This is a genomic window from Algoriella xinjiangensis (genome assembly GCF_900115015.1).
Lineage (GTDB): Bacteria > Bacteroidota > Bacteroidia > Flavobacteriales > Weeksellaceae > Empedobacter > Empedobacter xinjiangensis.
In genome coordinates, this window is the sequence record NZ_FOUZ01000014.1 from 46,043 (window position 1) to 61,704 (window position 15,662).

General features: G+C 29.6%; 17 protein-coding genes. 5 read left to right on the forward strand and 12 right to left on the reverse strand.

Annotated elements, in window-relative coordinates; all coding sequences use genetic code 11:
- Nucleotide 1: 1 nt before the first annotated feature.
- Genes BM072_RS13070 through BM072_RS13090 form a run of 5 tightly spaced genes read right to left on the reverse strand, consistent with a single transcriptional unit; the run spans nucleotide 2 to nucleotide 6,043 of the window.
- Nucleotides 2-3,154 (reverse strand): Ig-like domain-containing protein, encoded by a 3,153-nt coding sequence (locus BM072_RS13070; protein ID WP_125113128.1) that lies wholly within the window; start codon nucleotides 3,152-3,154, stop codon nucleotides 2-4.
- 13 nt (nucleotides 3,155-3,167) lie between these two features.
- A complete protein-coding gene (locus BM072_RS13075) occupies nucleotides 3,168-4,265 on the reverse strand; it encodes a type 1 periplasmic-binding domain-containing protein (RefSeq protein ID WP_092909269.1) in 1,098 nt (365 codons plus the stop codon).
- 8 nt (nucleotides 4,266-4,273) lie between these two features.
- Nucleotides 4,274-4,813: a phage tail protein gene (locus BM072_RS13080; protein WP_092909271.1), complete on the reverse strand. Its 540-nt coding sequence runs from the start codon at nucleotides 4,811-4,813 to the stop codon at nucleotides 4,274-4,276.
- A gap of 33 nt (nucleotides 4,814-4,846) precedes the next feature.
- Nucleotides 4,847-5,392: a phage tail protein gene (locus BM072_RS13085; protein ID WP_092909273.1), complete on the reverse strand. Its 546-nt coding sequence runs from the start codon at nucleotides 5,390-5,392 to the stop codon at nucleotides 4,847-4,849.
- Between the two features lie 24 nt (nucleotides 5,393-5,416).
- Nucleotides 5,417-6,043: a phage tail protein gene (locus BM072_RS13090; RefSeq protein ID WP_092909275.1), complete on the reverse strand. Its 627-nt coding sequence runs from the start codon at nucleotides 6,041-6,043 to the stop codon at nucleotides 5,417-5,419.
- Nucleotides 6,044-6,405: 362 nt separating this feature from the next.
- Between BM072_RS13090 and BM072_RS13095 the strand changes: the two genes are divergently transcribed.
- Both BM072_RS13095 and BM072_RS13100 read left to right on the forward strand, forming a co-directional pair.
- Nucleotides 6,406-7,080 (forward strand): hypothetical protein, encoded by a 675-nt coding sequence (locus BM072_RS13095; RefSeq protein WP_125113129.1) that lies wholly within the window; start codon nucleotides 6,406-6,408, stop codon nucleotides 7,078-7,080.
- A 167-nt stretch (nucleotides 7,081-7,247) separates the two neighbouring features.
- Entirely contained in the window at nucleotides 7,248-9,128 is a 1,881-nt protein-coding gene (locus BM072_RS13100; protein WP_092909281.1) for an ABC-F family ATP-binding cassette domain-containing protein, read from the forward strand.
- 43 nt (nucleotides 9,129-9,171) lie between these two features.
- Here the strand turns inward: BM072_RS13100 and BM072_RS13105 are convergent, their stop codons facing one another.
- From BM072_RS13105 to BM072_RS13120, 4 genes are read right to left on the reverse strand one after another with little or no spacing between them, the layout of a single operon-like run.
- Nucleotides 9,172-9,567 carry a hypothetical protein gene (locus tag BM072_RS13105; RefSeq protein ID WP_092909284.1) on the reverse strand — a complete coding sequence of 132 codons (396 nt, stop codon included), beginning with the start codon at nucleotides 9,565-9,567 and terminating at the stop codon, nucleotides 9,172-9,174.
- Complete coding sequence (locus BM072_RS13110) at nucleotides 9,551-10,306, reverse strand: class I SAM-dependent methyltransferase (protein ID WP_092909287.1); 756 nt, start codon at nucleotides 10,304-10,306, stop codon at nucleotides 9,551-9,553. The genes BM072_RS13105 and BM072_RS13110 overlap by 17 nt, the downstream gene beginning before the upstream one ends.
- Entirely contained in the window at nucleotides 10,297-11,031 is a 735-nt protein-coding gene (locus tag BM072_RS13115; protein ID WP_092909291.1) for a DUF2071 domain-containing protein, read from the reverse strand. Before BM072_RS13115 ends, BM072_RS13110 begins: the two co-directional genes overlap by 10 nt.
- A gap of 2 nt (nucleotides 11,032-11,033) precedes the next feature.
- Nucleotides 11,034-11,429, reverse strand: a complete 396-nt coding sequence (locus tag BM072_RS13120; protein WP_092909295.1) for a DoxX-like family protein — start codon at nucleotides 11,427-11,429, stop codon at nucleotides 11,034-11,036.
- 128 nt (nucleotides 11,430-11,557) lie between these two features.
- Between BM072_RS13120 and BM072_RS13125 the strand changes: the two genes are divergently transcribed.
- Nucleotides 11,558-11,911: a hypothetical protein gene (locus tag BM072_RS13125; protein WP_092909299.1), complete on the forward strand. Its 354-nt coding sequence runs from the start codon at nucleotides 11,558-11,560 to the stop codon at nucleotides 11,909-11,911.
- A 72-nt stretch (nucleotides 11,912-11,983) separates the two neighbouring features.
- Here the strand turns inward: BM072_RS13125 and BM072_RS13130 are convergent, their stop codons facing one another.
- The gene (locus BM072_RS13130) at nucleotides 11,984-13,600 is read right to left on the reverse strand and encodes a glycoside hydrolase family 10-like protein (RefSeq protein ID WP_092909302.1); all 1,617 of its coding nucleotides are present in this window, start codon (nucleotides 13,598-13,600) and stop codon (nucleotides 11,984-11,986) included.
- A gap of 175 nt (nucleotides 13,601-13,775) precedes the next feature.
- Here BM072_RS13130 and BM072_RS13135 point away from each other — a divergent pair, with 175 nt between their 5' ends.
- The gene (locus BM072_RS13135) at nucleotides 13,776-14,210 is read left to right on the forward strand and encodes a potassium channel family protein (RefSeq protein WP_092909305.1); all 435 of its coding nucleotides are present in this window, start codon (nucleotides 13,776-13,778) and stop codon (nucleotides 14,208-14,210) included.
- 42 nt (nucleotides 14,211-14,252) lie between these two features.
- Here BM072_RS13135 and BM072_RS13140 read toward each other — a convergent pair whose 3' ends face one another.
- Both BM072_RS13140 and BM072_RS15500 read right to left on the reverse strand, forming a co-directional pair.
- Nucleotides 14,253-14,987 (reverse strand): DUF2911 domain-containing protein, encoded by a 735-nt coding sequence (locus tag BM072_RS13140; RefSeq protein ID WP_092909307.1) that lies wholly within the window; start codon nucleotides 14,985-14,987, stop codon nucleotides 14,253-14,255.
- Nucleotide 14,988: 1 nt separating this feature from the next.
- Complete coding sequence (locus tag BM072_RS15500) at nucleotides 14,989-15,150, reverse strand: DUF5522 domain-containing protein (protein ID WP_177190320.1); 162 nt, start codon at nucleotides 15,148-15,150, stop codon at nucleotides 14,989-14,991.
- 128 nt (nucleotides 15,151-15,278) lie between these two features.
- Between BM072_RS15500 and BM072_RS13145 the strand changes: the two genes are divergently transcribed.
- Entirely contained in the window at nucleotides 15,279-15,662 is a 384-nt protein-coding gene (locus BM072_RS13145) for a hypothetical protein (RefSeq protein WP_338061014.1), read from the forward strand.

Genomic DNA, 15,662 nt, shown 5'->3' on the forward strand with positions numbered 1-15,662 from the left:
ATTATTTTATGATTATTTTTTTAGATGTATTTGTACCATTTATCAATTCTACCCAAACAACTAAAACTTGTCCTTTTGCATTTGTTTGAATAGCTGTTTCTAACGTATTAAGATTTGTAACTAATTTTATTAGTTTTCCGTCTAAATCATAGATTTTAACTGATTTTAATTTTTCGTTAGATTTTATAACAACTGTACTTTCTTTGGTATAAATATCTACTCCATTCACCTTATCTAATTCGTTTGTTGACAATAAAGCACTGTTATAAATAATTTCGAAACGATTTTTATAATATCCTTTATCACTAATAAAATGATAGTCTTCTTTTGATAAATCAGTGTAAGATTTTGTTTCGTTATCAATTAAATAAATAGATTGTTCTTGTGAAAATAATCCATTCGTTTTTGCGCGTTTTATCGTATAATTTCCAGGCGTTAAGAATTTTACTGCTAATCCAAATCTATCATCCAAATCAAATTGATTTCCTCTTCCTTGAATTGACATTTCTTTGTCTTTAATTAATGAGTAAATTCCTGGGTAAACTTGCATTGGTTCCGAATCAAAATTACTTTCATATTCTTTTGTAGAACCTTCTTTATAAGCGATTAGTGTTGAATTTAAAATCATTGATTCATTTGTTAGGCTTAGCCAAAACTTATCATCTTCTGTTTGATTTTTATAACTAATTATTGGAGTATTACCACTTGGTGCTACTCGTATAGAATTATTAAACATGATAAGTCCTTGGTTTTGTATTTGTACTATAAACCCTTGTCCAACATCTAAAATATTACTTGTTATTGACGGATCGTCCCAACCAAGTGTTGGATTATAAACAGCCCAATTATTCCCATTAAATTCTCCATTTACAATTGGTTTACTATGTGTCCAAACAAATACTTTAGAAATATTAAGAGGTTGATTAAGATTTACAAAACGTGACAAATCAATTGGAGAAGGATATGGATTTCCTATTGCATTATTACCAAAATTACTTTTAAAAGCTGGTTTAATAAAAAGTCCATTTATTGGTATACCTGTAAAAGTTCCTTCAAATACTCTTGAAGGTCCATTACCATAATCATTAAAATCATTTGGCGCTCTAAAAGCAATATACTCACCTTCTAAAAATAAATCTGGAGACTTAATGTTGTTTACCCAAGCGTTTGTTTTTTCATCATAACGATAAAATCTATTTGGTAATGTATTTGGCGATAATGCAAGAATATTTTGCCCTAAAACTGGCGAAGACCAATCCATTGTTTCAAGCCTATAAACAGGTTTAGACTTGCGTTTAAAACTAATGATTGCGTTGTTCTTTAACAAATCATTTCTTTGAATTAAATATGCTCCGTGTTCAAATACAACTTGATGAGTTGTATTATTTACTTCTTCTAAAATATCATAAACAACTCCTTTTGGCACAACAACATCCGCTTCAAATGTTAACGACTTTGCAGTTATATTAGCTGGATAGGATGCTCTTAAAATTGCTTTTTTCGTTACATCCGGAGATCCATTATTCCATTGTCCGTTTTCCCAAATTGTTGTTTTACTTATTACAAATTTTATAGTTGTACTATTGCCTGCAATATCAGTTACAATTAATGTATAATTACCTTCTGCTACTAGAATTGTTCCATTTGAAAATGATGCATCATTAAGTGTAGCGAAACCTTCGTTAAAAGTAGGCATAACATCTTCACTATAAATACCATTATTTACAACTCCAGTAACTATTGGTGCAAATGTGTCTATTGTTATATTTACAGGATTTGTTGCTAAGCTTATATTACCACTATTATTAATTGCTTTTGCAGTAATCGTATGTGAGCCTTCTGCTAATACTGATGTAGTTATTGTCCAATTACCATTATTAGCTAAACCATTTCCTATTTGTGTAGTTCCGTCAGTATCATAAAGAAATACATTACTACCTGCTTCTGCTGTTCCTGAGAAAATAAGAGAATTAAGTTTTGTTATATTATCTGAATTACTATTCCCTGTATCAGAATTTGCACTAAGAACTGGTGTACTTGGTTTAGCAGTTCTAATTCCATTTACAACAATATTTTTATTTGCTCCTAATGATTCACTACTTCCGGGTGTAGCTAATGTTAAAATAGCATTATTACCATTAGAATCTTTTATACTACCTCCATTTAAACTTAATGCGGTAGCTGATGTATAGTCTAAATCTTGAGAAATATCTCCTTCTTGAACGGTGTATTTAAACGTTAATATATTTGTTCCAGATCCACTACTGTAATTAATTACTCGGTCTATAGCTCCCGTTTCTAGTGTCAATTGCGGTGTTCCTACAACAGTTATAAATTTATCAAAAGCTACATTTATATTTAATTCTTGTCCTATTATATATGTACCATTAGCATTTAGAGAATTAACCAAAATAACTTTGGGATAATTTACCATTATACCTATAATATCCGGTGGTAAAACAACCTCATCTACATTTAAACTCGTTTTTATTGTAAAACTAGAAGCATTTATTGCTGATATAATATCAGTAATACCACTATAATTAACCTGTGTAATTACTCCTTGATAAGCGTCTCTTGTTGTGTTTGAAACAATCGCTTCTTGCTTTTTTGATTTATCTAAATTAGGTTTTAATGAACTTGATGAAGATAAATTTGGCATTAAATTATCCCAATTTGGTCTATTAATTAACATTGCAGCTTCTAATCCTTTTGCAGCCAAATTAGTGTAAGCAAACAATTGATCACCGGCAATACCTAACTCTATTTGATTTGTTATATTTATCACCGTACCTATTGATGCTATTGGATAGGGTGCCAATGTAATTTTAATAGAAGTTCCTTTTTTTAATTCCGAAGTACGACTCCATTCTATAATTCCATCGGTTTTTGAATCTGTAGGTGTTTGTAATACGATTGAAGGTGAATTTACTTTCACTCCAAAATCTGTAAAATAAACAGGTGTAGCAGCTGGTAAATCTTCTAACAGAACAAATGAAAATTCATCATTTCTATCATAAGAGTTGGCATTATTAACAATTTTGTAACCTGTAAATGCCAAAATTCCAGATGAATTCTGCGCTTGCAAGCCAAGTGGTACTATAAGGAGGAGAATAAATAAGTGAATCTTAACGAAAGTGTAGATTTTTTTCATATAATATTTTTTTTTATGAACACAAGTAGGTGTTTATCCAACCTGCTTGATTAGGTGATTGGTTGGCAAGCTTAAAATTTTGCCAAGCTTCGTAGGTATCTTCGCTACTTAATTGTTCTATCAATAATTGTTTATTTTGGATAGACAAATAAGAAGCAGGCGTAATGATTGATTGAAAATCGTCATCATATTTAACACTTCCTCTTGTAAGTTGAAGCTCATCAAATTGATAATTATTTTGCTTTATGATATGATTAATCACGATTCCTAAATCCCATCCCAAAGCAGAAAAACAATTGGCTGAACGATTATATTTTTCTTCAAAATTTTGAATAAATTCTTTATTTACAGCATTATCTAAAGTTTTGTCCCAGGCAATAAAACCTTTACTGTTACTCGCAATCAAAATATCATGTTGGACAGCTATAGATTCCATTAAAAATGTAGAACTTCCGAAGATGGAAACCAGTTGTTTATGTTCTAATTTTTTCCATTCTTCCCAAAAAACATTGGTTAATGGTGATGAATAAAAACATAACATAGCAGTTTCTGTTGTTTGTTCTTTTAATATTTCATCTAAAATATCCATTTCAAGAATTGGAGAAACTGTATGCGGAATAAAATTGTAGATAATTTCGCCACCTTTATTCATAAAAGCATCAGACATTATTTGACAAGGCGAATAACCACCTTCATAATAATTAGCCATAACAATTGCTTGCTTTTGCGTTATCTTTTGCCCAGTCATGTAACTCAAAAAAGTTTCTTGTAAATTCAAGAAAAATAGATGTTTATGACCTTCCCAATTTATAGGCATTTTGGCTCCCATATTTACTACAAAAAGATTGGTATTGGTTGTTTCTAATAAGTTTGTTAAACATTCAACTTTTGGAAAATCGACAAATGCAACCAATAAATCAATTTGCTTATTTAAGATAAAATCTTCTGCTTTTGATAGTATATCATTTTCATCAGTTCCAAAACCTATTGATGCACTGTACCATTCAATAACTTCATCATGAAACTGTAAACACTGTTGTAGTGCAAGATAAAAATCATACCCTAACTGCGGATGCGTAGTTGATTGAGGCAATAAAACTGCTATTTTCATACGTAAAATTAAGGTCGTGATGGAAAAATACCTTCTAGTGCTATAATAAAATTTAGAGCAACAGAAGGCATCATATTATTATGTGGTAGATTACCGCCCGTGACATTTAATGCGGAAGTATACATTGTGTTTGTCGTCTCATTTCCTTTTATGTTTCCAAATCTTTCTGTGGTAGGATCTATTGCCATAAACTTACCCTCTGGGCTTGTACTATTACCAGAACGAGAGGCTTGTACATATCCTGTACTTTTAGTAACTGCATGCGTATGCGTTGGTATATTATTAGTATTTAAAGCAACAATTTCTGCACCTCCAGTTTGCCCTAAAACATAATTAGTTCCTCCGCTTAGCCCTTGATGTATAGGTACCCTTCCTTTAAGATCTGGCAATCCAAATTTATTTACACCATCTCCACCATAGGTAGTACCTATTAAAGTATAAAGAGCTTGATATTGACTAATATCTAATAATTGTCCACCGCAAAAAGCCCATCCTAAAGGAGCAAAATTTCCACCAAACATTCTAATTTCACCTATATATTGATCCATATCTCAAAATAATTTATTTAAAAAATTCATTTACTAAAACCTTTGTGGATAAATCCCATATAAGGCAATACAAAAATTTAAAGCTAAATAGGGCTGCATATTATTGTGTGATTGATTACCGCCTATATATGATGATTCTATTTTAAGTTCACTATTACTTACATCTACACTTTTTAATAAAGCTGTACTAAAATGTTTATCTCCATTTACCTTTACTAATGACGCATTAGTAGGATTAGTTGTATCTGCAACTGTAGCAACAGATTGCTTTACTCCTATTTCATGGTTATGCGCTGGAAATTCATTAACTGATAATGTTTCACTTTCACTACCTATCTTTTCTCCTAATACTCTAGGGGAAAGTCCTGGACCTTGACCAAAACCTATAGGTACACTTCCTTGTAGATTAGGTAATGCAAAAGTAGTCCGACCATCTCCACCATACATAGTACCTAATAAAGAAAATAGAGCTGTGTTTTGATTAATTTGTAAAAGTTGGCCATTACAACTAGCCCAATATAGTGGAGGAAAATTAAATCCGAAAATATGTATTTCTCCTAAGTATGGTTCAGCACTCATTGTTATAAAATTTTTAAAAATTAATTAATTTCGAGATGGAAAAATCCCATATAATGCAATACAAAAATTTAAAGCCAAATAGGGCTGCATATTATTGTGTGGTTGATTGCCTCCTACATTTGTTACATTAGAAATCAATTCTATTTCTTCATCATAACTATCCGAATACTGTTTGCTTGCATTTGGATTATCAACCAAATAATTATTGACAGGATTATCTGTTAAAAAATTAGGATTTCCAATATTTTTTTTAGCAGAAGTTGTAACACCATGATTATGAATAGGTATTTCGTTTATTGATAGTTGATGAGTTGCACTACCTCCAGTATTACCTAAATCACTTAGTTGACTAAAATGCATTGGTGCTCTTCCTTGTAAATTAGGTAATGCAAATGTATTTACTCCATCTCCTCCATACCTAATGCCTAATAAGGCAAATAGTGCTTGGTTTTGCTTAATTGATAAAAGTTGACCATTACAAGACATCCAATTTTTTGGGGCAAAAGAAAAAGAGAAAATACATATCTCTCCAATAAAAGCTTCTGTACCCCCTAACACATTATTTCCTATTGCAAAGGCTTTATTTGTAGATAAAGCAAGAGCACCTAATAAAAGTCCTCCCTTTTTTATAAAATCACGGCGATTGTTCATCGTTATTCTTTTTATGTTTTTAAAAACTTGAGGTATTTAGGTAGAAAGTATGTGCTACAAATAAAATAAATAATAAGCTTATTCTCTAGTTTTGAAAGAGGACATTAGGGTGGACAAATTCGTTTATTAATTGATTATATACAATTAATTAAATCACATAAATAATTAATATAAAAATATTTACACTTCAAAATAAAAGAAAAAAATAACGATTTTATAAAAATTAAAATCGTTTAAATTAAAGTTTACTTGTAATTAATTTCAGTACTGATATATTCGAGAAAAAAGAAGAAAATTATTAAATATTTTTTGTCATTCCAATTACATAAATCATTAACTTTAAAGATGTAATAGAGGTTAACATGAAAAAAAATATTTGTTTCGTTATTATTTTTTTCTCCGTCATGCAATCATGTGAGAAAAAAAAGGAAGACAGCAAGGTTTTAGCACTAAATAATGCAACTTACGAAAATGCATTAGACGTTCCGGTGGATAAAGTTGGTGTAATTATTAATATAGATTCATTGGGATTTTTTAACCATAATTCGCAAAATTTAGAAGAAAACATCAATTCAGAAGTGATACAAAATCAAATTAAATTATTAAATACAAAGTTTGATGTTGCGCAATTGATAAAAGATAAATCGGTAAAAATTTTAGATGAAAATAATTATAAATACGACATGATTCATCAATTTAATCAAAACGAAATTCCGAAAGATTTGGTAACAAAAGAAAACGTGAAAAACGTAAATTTTGACCAATTACAAAAGAATTTTAACCAAGATGATTTAGTCGTGCTTAATGTAAAATCTGGTTTAGATTATAACCCAGATAATAAACAGAAATATGTAGCAAAAACCTATGTTTACCTTAATATTTTAGATTTAAAAAACAAGAAATTAAAATACAGCGAAACTATTGGTGGTACAAAATATATAGACGAAGTAGCGAGCAAAATTTCGACTAGTAATTTAGAGAAAAAACTAAAAGAATCTTTAACAGAAACATTAGAAATTATTGATAATAAATATTAAAATACATTGAACTATGCCGCCAAATTTATTTGGCAATTTTTGGAAGTCCTGACTCTTACTAGATTCAGGATTTTGTTTTGATATGGATTTCAAATAAGATTAGCTTATCTTTGGACATCAAATTCAAGTGAAGTCAACTTGAGTTGTTAAAATCTTAAAATTTCAAAATGAATTTTCTAACAGTCGAAAATCTAACCAAATCATACGGTATTCGTACACTTTTCAAAGATGTTAATTTCCATGTAAACGAAGGCGATCAAATTGCTTTTGTTGCTAAAAATGGTAGTGGAAAATCTACTTTACTTAAAATTTTATCAGGATTAGAAACCCAAGATTCTGGTGATATTCGTATTAACAAAGGTGTAAAAATATTGATGTTAGATCAAAGCGATGACTTTGACGAAAATTTGAAAGGTGAAGAATATATTTTTAATCACTCTAACGAAGTTTTAGATATCGTTCATCAATACGATAACATGATTGAGAATGATCCTACAAATCCAGAACTAATGGATTTGATGAGTAAAATGGATTTGTTAGACGCTTGGAAAGTAGAACCTACAATTAGAGAAATTCTTTCTAAACTTAAAATTGATTTCTTAGATCAAAAAATTGGTAAACTTTCGGGTGGACAACGCAAACGTATTTCTTTAGCAAAATTTTTAATTGATTTAAGTTTTGAGACTGGATATGTTTTATTGATTTTAGATGAGCCTACCAACCACTTGGATATTGAGATGGTAGAATGGCTAGAATATTTCTTAAACAAAGAAAATAAAACCCTAATTCTTGTAACACACGACCGTTATTTTTTGGATGCAATTTGCACAAAAATCTTAGAGATGGAAGACAAAATGCTTTACGTGCATTCGGGTAATTACGAAACATATATTACCAACAAAGCTTCTCGTGTAGACAATCAAAATGCAACGATTGACAAAGCAAAAAACTTATACCGCAAAGAAATTGAATGGATGCGTCGCCAACCAAAAGCGCGTACAACAAAATCTAAATCGAGAATTGATGCTTTTTATGATACAGAAGAAGCAGCAAAACGTAAAATCGTTGATCAAAAAGTAAAATTAGAGATGGTGATGACACGTTTAGGTCAAAAAATCATCGAAATGGAACATGTTTCGAAAGCTTTTGGTCAGAAAAAAATTCTAGACGATTTCTCTTACATTTTTGCTCGTGGAGCTAAAATTGGTTTAGTTGGAAAAAATGGTGTTGGTAAAACAACTTTTTTACGCATTTTAGAAGGAATTGAAGAAGCTGATTCTGGAATTATTGAACGTGGTGAAACATTAAACATCGGACATTTTAAACAAGAAGGTTTAAAGTTTAACGAAGATATGCGCGTGATAGAATTTGTAAAAGATATTGCAGAATTCTTCCCGTTATCAAACGGAAAAGAAATGCGCGCTGAACAATTCTTAGAAATGTTCTTATTTTCTCCAGAACAACAACATACACAAATCGGAAGATTGAGTGGTGGTGAGAAAAAACGTTTGCAATTATTAGCAATTTTATACCGAAATCCAAACTTTTTAATTTTAGATGAGCCTACAAATGATTTAGATTTACCTACTTTAACGGTTTTAGAAGATTTCTTAGAAAGTTACCAAGGTTGTCTTTTAGTTGTTTCTCACGACCGTTATTTTATGGATAAAGTGGTTGATGAATTAATGATTTTTGAAGGAGAAGGAATTCTTTCTCGTTACATGGGAACGTATACTGAATACTATATTGACAATAAAAATAGACCAGAAACTGAAACAAAAAAAGTAGAAGTTATTGAAGAAGTTAAAATTGTTGAACCAGTTAAAACTCAAACAAAAACAAAAAAACTACCTTATAAAGAGCAACGCGAATTAGAAGATATTAATAAAACATTGCCAACTTTAGAAGCGAAAAAAGAAGAATTAACAGCCTTATTAACTGATCCAAATTTGGGATATGATAAGATTGCATCAATTGGAGAAGATTTACAAAAAGTAGTCGACGAGATTGAAGAAAAAGAACTTCGCTGGTTAGAATTATCAGAATAAATAACAAAAAAGCCTTTCAAATTGAAAGGCTTTTTTTATGATATTAATTGATTGCACATAAAATGAAAAATACAGATAAATAAAACCAAATCATAGAGAATATAATATGAATAATTGTTTCAAATCGTTTTCCTTTCCAAAGTTTTGGTGAATACACAAAAAACTGAAAAACTAAACGGAAAGTCCAAAAAATTCCAAATCCAAAACAGATTTTTTTACCCAAACTTGTTTCTAAAAGGTCGTTCGAATTCATCAAACACAAAACTCCCATTAATAAAACTGTTAGCGCAATAAAAAATGTATGAACAATCATCATTTGACGATTGACTAAAAGTAATGGTTTCAAATCGTGTTTCCAGTTAAAATACGTTGGAAAAATAGAATGAATTAATGCTAAAATGATTAATGAAATTCCAATTATTTTAAGCTGTACTTCCATCCTTTCTTAGTATAAATGTTGTGATAAATGGTGTTGTTTTTATTTCTTTATTAACTATCAAATTTGATTCACGAAAAGTTTTTAACCATGTTTTTCGCGAATGAAAGTGAAAAAAACCAATTGTATAAGCCATAAAATTATTAAAATCTCGTAAATGTTCCGTTATTATAATTTCTCCAGAAGATTTTGTAATTCGATTAAGTTCTTTAAAAAATAATATTCTTTCTTCTTCATTTCTAATTTCGTGAGCCGATAAAATTGCAACAGTCAAATCAAATGTTTCGTCTGCAAATGGTAAATAATTTGTCTGCACAGAAGTTGTATTTGAAAATGGCGGATATACTTTTCTTGCTCTTTTAATTGAAACTTCAGTATGTTTTTTTTCCTCATAAAAATCACAAACTGTTAAGTCAATTTTCGGATTTATTTGTTTGATCAATTCACTTGTTTCATCAAAACCAGCATTAATATTGATTATTTTTTTGTTTCCAGAAATTTTAATCCATTTCAATTGATATAAATCTGAAACATCATAAATATAATACGAAACTAAAAGTGAGATAGCAGTTATAGCTAACATTATAAATGCGCCAATTTGTAAAATGATTTGATAATTAACGGATAAAAAACCTTTAAAAAGAAATACTAAACTAAAAACAAGTAAAACAATGGCATAAAAATGCCAATTAAATCGGATAATATTCCAAACACCTTGAAATGGTTTTCTTCTTATTTCCATACCTCTTTCTTTCCTTTTTTCCAGAAATACGGAATATTTTTTAACTCAAAAGCATTTGCTAAAACTACATTTTTAAAGTTTAAATCATCCAAAAACTTAAATCGATAATCTACAATATCAATTGGTTTCGGAATCCAATTTGAGCGAACACCTTCTATAATTAAAACAGTTTTATTTGCATTATTATATGTAAAAGTAAATGGCAAAGGTCCTGCAAAACGGCGCGCTTCTTTCCAAGATTCAAAGGGAGAATTTATTGGTAACGGAATTTCAGTTTCAACTTCGTTAAATATCAGTTCAAAATCTGAATGCTTAGACAAAATTTCTCTCTTATTATTTTCTTCTTTTTGTTTAATATCTGTAGTTGTATAATTATAATGCGTGAAAATATTTCCGAAGAATTCCATTTTCTTTTTATTTGTTTCTGATTTAATAATATACAAACCTCGCAATCGCTTGCCCGCTTGATTTGTGTAACGCACAAAAATTCTATAACCTATCAAAAAGAAATTATTTCCCATAAACTTTGGAAAACCTTTAGGTCGTAAACCATTTGTTTGCACCATTGCAACTGCTATAAAAGCCCATTTATCCTGAAAAATATCTAATTCTAAACATGACGGAATTAGCTGCGCTAACTGTTCTTTTGGAACAGCAAAAGTTAAAACAACAGAAGATTCAAAAAATGCTTCTACCGCAAACGGATGATTTTTAAGAAACTCCATAATTACGAAATTTTAGTAATTTTCTTATTCAAAACGAATTCATTGTAATAAACTAAAGCAATGAAAAGCATCGCAAAAAAGAAATTTAATTTTCCCCAAAGTAATAATTCTGGAGCAAGTGAAAACTCTAAAACATTCATTACAAAAACAATAATCATTTGTAAAATTGCATTTAATCGAGATTTATAGCGCGACAAAATCCAAATTGCCATTACAATTTCTGAACACCCGATTAAAATAATCAATAAATGAGAAAATTCATTGCCCAAAATCTTCGCTACAATTTGTTCGTGTCTTGGTACAAAATTTAATATTTTACAAAATAATCCATTTGAAAACCATACAAATGCAATAAAATAAGTAATTAATTTATGTTGAGAAATCTCCAATTTATTCATTTTTAGATTACTCATTAAATTTAATTATTATATTACAATAACCGTTATGATAACCAATAAATAAAATTGATTTTTTAAGCTCATTTTTACTTTTATAAAAATCCTATATTTATCAAAAATTAAAACCTATGAAAAAAATAGCTTTGCTTTTTAGTATTATTATAAGTTCGGTTTCGTTTGCACAAACGGTAAATGATGTTCCGATTAAAGATATTAATGTAGATTATGTTCAAATAATTGGAACTGGTCGCGGATTAAGTACAAAATTGAATGTTCGATTAGATTTTGGTCAAGATACAAAGTCATTTTCTTTGAAAAATGGTTTAAAAATTAAAGACGAACGTGGAATTGCTGTAAAATTTAATTCGATGATGGATGCACTAAATTTCATGTCATCAAATGGCTTTGATTTTCAATTTGCATATACATCAAAAGAGAATGACGATGATGCGATTTATTATATTTTAAAGAAAAGAAAGTAATTATTTATATCACAAAAAAAAGCTCAATTTACAAATGTAAACTGAGCTTTTTTTAATGTAAGAATTTTATTCTTAATTGATTTTTTCTGCGCTATAATCGCTTTCGTTTCCTAAACGATCAACGGCTTTTAATGCAACTGCATTTAGTGTTTTACCATTTTTAAATTTAGAAATCGTTTGATTTGTTTTAGTCGCTTCTACAATTGTTGTTTCCCAATCGTTGTTATAACGTGTATATAAAATCCATTTCGCAACATTCGCATTTGTTTTATTGTCATTCCAATTCATAACCACATCTGTAGATTTAGAATTGATATACAAACTAGGTTTTGTCAAACGATCTGCTTTTATCCAATTCATCGTCGGTACCAACGCTTTGTTTTTGTATGGACCTTCTTTTAAATAGCTTAACATTGTCGGATTTTTTGACAATCCAGCAATACTCCAATGTATTGCGCCAACATTATTTTGCAAAATATCGCCTGCCATTTTTACTTGATTTACAATTTCTGAATTACGATCAGATGATTTTACCTCGACTGTATTAAGACCTGGCCAAAGGTGACGATTATGTGTATTTTCTGATTTCCACCACTCTAATAATTTCGGAAAACTTTGTCCTGTCGAGTTAATTGGCCAATATAATTGAGGCGAAAAATAATCGACCCAACCTTTATTTAACCATAATTTTGCATCTGCATACAATTCATCATATTGCGACGAACCTGTAATACCAGCCGGATAACCAGGTTTCCAAATTCCGAAAGGACTAATACCAAACTTAACGAAAGGTTTTTCTGCTTTTATTTCTTTGTAAACACGCTCTATAATTGTATTTACATTTTGACGACGCCAATCGGCGCGAGACAAAGATCCACCTTTATTTTTATAAGCGTTCCAAGTTGTGTTATCTGGAAAATCTGCACCACCATTGTACGATGCATACGGATAAAAATAATCATCAAAATGAACGCCATCTATATCATATCTCGAAACAATATCTTTTACAACATCCGAAACGTGATCTTGCGTTTTTTGATCTGCAGGATCAAACCAATACATTCCATTTTTTAATCGAACAATGTTTTCTGGCGAACGTCTAACCATAGATTCGTTATTGATAGCTCCTCCACTCGAATGATGCGCGCGATAAGGATTTAACCAAACATGCAATTCGATACCACGTTTATGCGCTTCCTCAACCCAAAATTCTAATGGATCATAATATGGAAAAGGCGCTTTACCTTCGGTTCCTGTTAAAAAATAAGACCATGGCTCAAAATTACTTTTATATAACGCATCTCCTGCTGGACGAACTTGAAAAATAACCGCATTAAAATTATTAGCTTCTAACATATCCAATAAATTTATTGCTTCTTGCTTTTGTTGATCTGTTGTTAAATCTTTTTTAGAAGGCCAATTAATATTAGCTACAGACGCAACCCAAGCTGCACGAAACTCTCTATTTACCTCTGGTAACGTTACTTTAAAAACTTCTTCTTTAACAACTTTAGAAAGTTCTGTTTTAGTTACAACTGGCGGAGTTTTTTTAGGTTCGGTAGTTTTTGGAGTAGTTGTTTCAACTCTTTTATAAACTATTTTTTTTGAACTTTTATTTGAGCTACAAGAAGATAATGTAATCAAAACAAAAGCTAAAAAAGTGATAATATATTTAAATTTCAAATTCATCAAAAAGGGTTTAGTATATTTAAGAATTACAAAATTAAGAAATAAGCCAATAGGAAACGGTTTTTTATGGATTCTTTATGAATTATATGCTCAATCTTTATTAAAAAGATGTTTTTTCTGCTTATTCCTTTGAAAAATTTCATGAAAAGAATACATTTACACGAAGTATTTATTTATGTTTTTAATTATTCTTATTGGTGTTTTTATTATTTGTATTAATGTTGTTTTACAATCAATAATCACTGTTTTTTCTTTAAAATACTTGCATCAATTTAATTCTAAAAAGAACAGAATTTCAATCAAAGCCGTTTTATTACAAATGTCTTTATCAGTTTCTCTTTTAACTTTATTGCATGGCGCGCAATGTACAATTTGGGCAGCTGCATTTTATTTTAATCCAGAAATTGATAATTTATATAATTTTAAAGAAGCAATATATTTTTCGTTAATCACTTTTACAACGGTTGGTTATGGAGATGTTGTAATTGATAGCGATTGGAAAATTTTAGGAGGTTTAGAAGCTATCAACGGAATAATGATGGTTGGTTGGTCTACGGCTCTTATGTTTTCCTACTTGCAAATTATCTTGAAAAAGAATATCTCAAAATAAATTAAACAAAAAAGCTTCCAAAATCGGAAGCTTTTTAAATTCTTAATATTTTTCTTTTTCTAATTTTTCTTTCAATTCTTTGTAATAATCTGGCGCTTTCGCATCTTTTTCTAAGGCAATATTTACCCATTTCAAAGCTTGATTACGGTCTAATTTATTACTGTAATAAAAGTTTGCAGAATTATAAAAATCACGTGCAGAAGAATTTTCATTTAACTGCTCACCAATCATTTTTAAAACAGAACTAACAGTATTTGTTTCAATATTTAGAACAACATTTACATTATCCCAAGCCAAAACCAAATCTGCTTTTTGTTGCGTAACATTTGTAAAACGAATCTCAAATGTTTCTACTTTATTATTCATCGATTTTGTTGCAACAGCTTTCACTTTTAGTGCAACATTCGACTCTTTCCACTCTTTTGGATTTCCCCAATTTTTGGTGTCTTTATAAAAAATCACATCCCATTCGTCCTTATTTGGAATAGAATACAACGCATATTCGCCCGCTGCTAAGTCTTTTCCATTTACTTTAATTGGTTGATTAAATTTAATCACTGTATTTTCATTAGCACCAGTTCGCCAAACTTCTCCATAAGGAACTAATTTGCCAAAAACTTTACGTTCGCTAACATTTGGACGATTATATTCAACCTCAAATTCTGTTAAACCAACTTTTTGTTCAATCTCAGAATGGCTACTAACAGCAGGAAATTTCAATTGTGCAAAAGCACAACTTCCAATCAATACTGCTAAAATTGTCGATGTAATTTTCATATTATTCTTTCTTTTTTATCTTATCAGTTTTTTTATCATATCCGTACGGACAATGTTTACAACCACTTTTACAACAATATCCACGACGTTTTAGATATTGTGCTGTAAAAATCCGAAAACCTTCTGGAGACAAGTAATAATCTCCTTCTTCAAACTTTTTCATTTTATAATTGATGTGAAAATAGTTATAAAATTTCAACCAAAATCAATCCACTTTTATGATTCTAATTAGGATTTTGTTTGATAAAGTTACGCCAAATCTAAAACTGTTTTGATGAAACTTTTACAAAAATGAATGATTTGATTGATATAATTTATAATTTTGCAGTAAAATCAAGTCATTTTACAATGTTTATAGTAATTTTTAGTCACTTGTTTCGAAAGAATTTTATTGGAATTACAATTTTTCCTTTCATTTTTTTGAGAGATCCAAAATTGAAGGAAGATAAAACCTTAATTAATCACGAAACAATACATATTATACAACAAGTTGAACTCTTGGTTATTCCTTTCTATATTTGGTATTTCACCGAATATGCTTACCGATTAATACAATACAAAGATCAACACAAAGCATATCGCAACATTAGTTTTGAGCGCGAAGCTTATGCCAACGAAAACAATCCAAATTATCTGAAAGAACGCAAGTTCTACAATTTTTTAAAATACGTTTAA

Bases quoted from the DNA above. Each gene is read 5' to 3' on its own strand.
- BM072_RS13070 (WP_125113128.1), bottom strand. From the start codon at position 3,154: ATGAAAAAAATCTACACTTTCGTTAAGATTCACTTATTTATTCTCCTC.
- BM072_RS13075 (WP_092909269.1), bottom strand. From the start codon at position 4,265: ATGAAAATAGCAGTTTTATTGCCTCAATCAACTACGCATCCGCAGTTA.
- BM072_RS13080 (WP_092909271.1), bottom strand. From the start codon at position 4,813: ATGGATCAATATATAGGTGAAATTAGAATGTTTGGTGGAAATTTTGCT.
- BM072_RS13085 (WP_092909273.1), bottom strand. From the start codon at position 5,392: ATGAGTGCTGAACCATACTTAGGAGAAATACATATTTTCGGATTTAAT.
- BM072_RS13090 (WP_092909275.1), bottom strand. From the start codon at position 6,043: ATGAACAATCGCCGTGATTTTATAAAAAAGGGAGGACTTTTATTAGGT.
- BM072_RS13095 (WP_125113129.1), top strand. From the start codon at position 6,406: ATGAAAAAAAATATTTGTTTCGTTATTATTTTTTTCTCCGTCATGCAA.
- BM072_RS13100 (WP_092909281.1), top strand. From the start codon at position 7,248: ATGAATTTTCTAACAGTCGAAAATCTAACCAAATCATACGGTATTCGT.
- BM072_RS13105 (WP_092909284.1), bottom strand. From the start codon at position 9,567: ATGGAAGTACAGCTTAAAATAATTGGAATTTCATTAATCATTTTAGCA.
- BM072_RS13110 (WP_092909287.1), bottom strand. From the start codon at position 10,306: ATGGAAATAAGAAGAAAACCATTTCAAGGTGTTTGGAATATTATCCGA.
- BM072_RS13115 (WP_092909291.1), bottom strand. From the start codon at position 11,031: ATGGAGTTTCTTAAAAATCATCCGTTTGCGGTAGAAGCATTTTTTGAA.
- BM072_RS13120 (WP_092909295.1), bottom strand. From the start codon at position 11,429: ATGAATAAATTGGAGATTTCTCAACATAAATTAATTACTTATTTTATT.
- BM072_RS13125 (WP_092909299.1), top strand. From the start codon at position 11,558: ATGAAAAAAATAGCTTTGCTTTTTAGTATTATTATAAGTTCGGTTTCG.
- BM072_RS13130 (WP_092909302.1), bottom strand. From the start codon at position 13,600: ATGAATTTGAAATTTAAATATATTATCACTTTTTTAGCTTTTGTTTTG.
- BM072_RS13135 (WP_092909305.1), top strand. From the start codon at position 13,776: ATGTTTTTAATTATTCTTATTGGTGTTTTTATTATTTGTATTAATGTT.
- BM072_RS13140 (WP_092909307.1), bottom strand. From the start codon at position 14,987: ATGAAAATTACATCGACAATTTTAGCAGTATTGATTGGAAGTTGTGCT.
- BM072_RS15500 (WP_177190320.1), bottom strand. From the start codon at position 15,150: ATGAAAAAGTTTGAAGAAGGAGATTATTACTTGTCTCCAGAAGGTTTT.
- BM072_RS13145 (WP_338061014.1), top strand. From the start codon at position 15,279: ATGAATGATTTGATTGATATAATTTATAATTTTGCAGTAAAATCAAGT.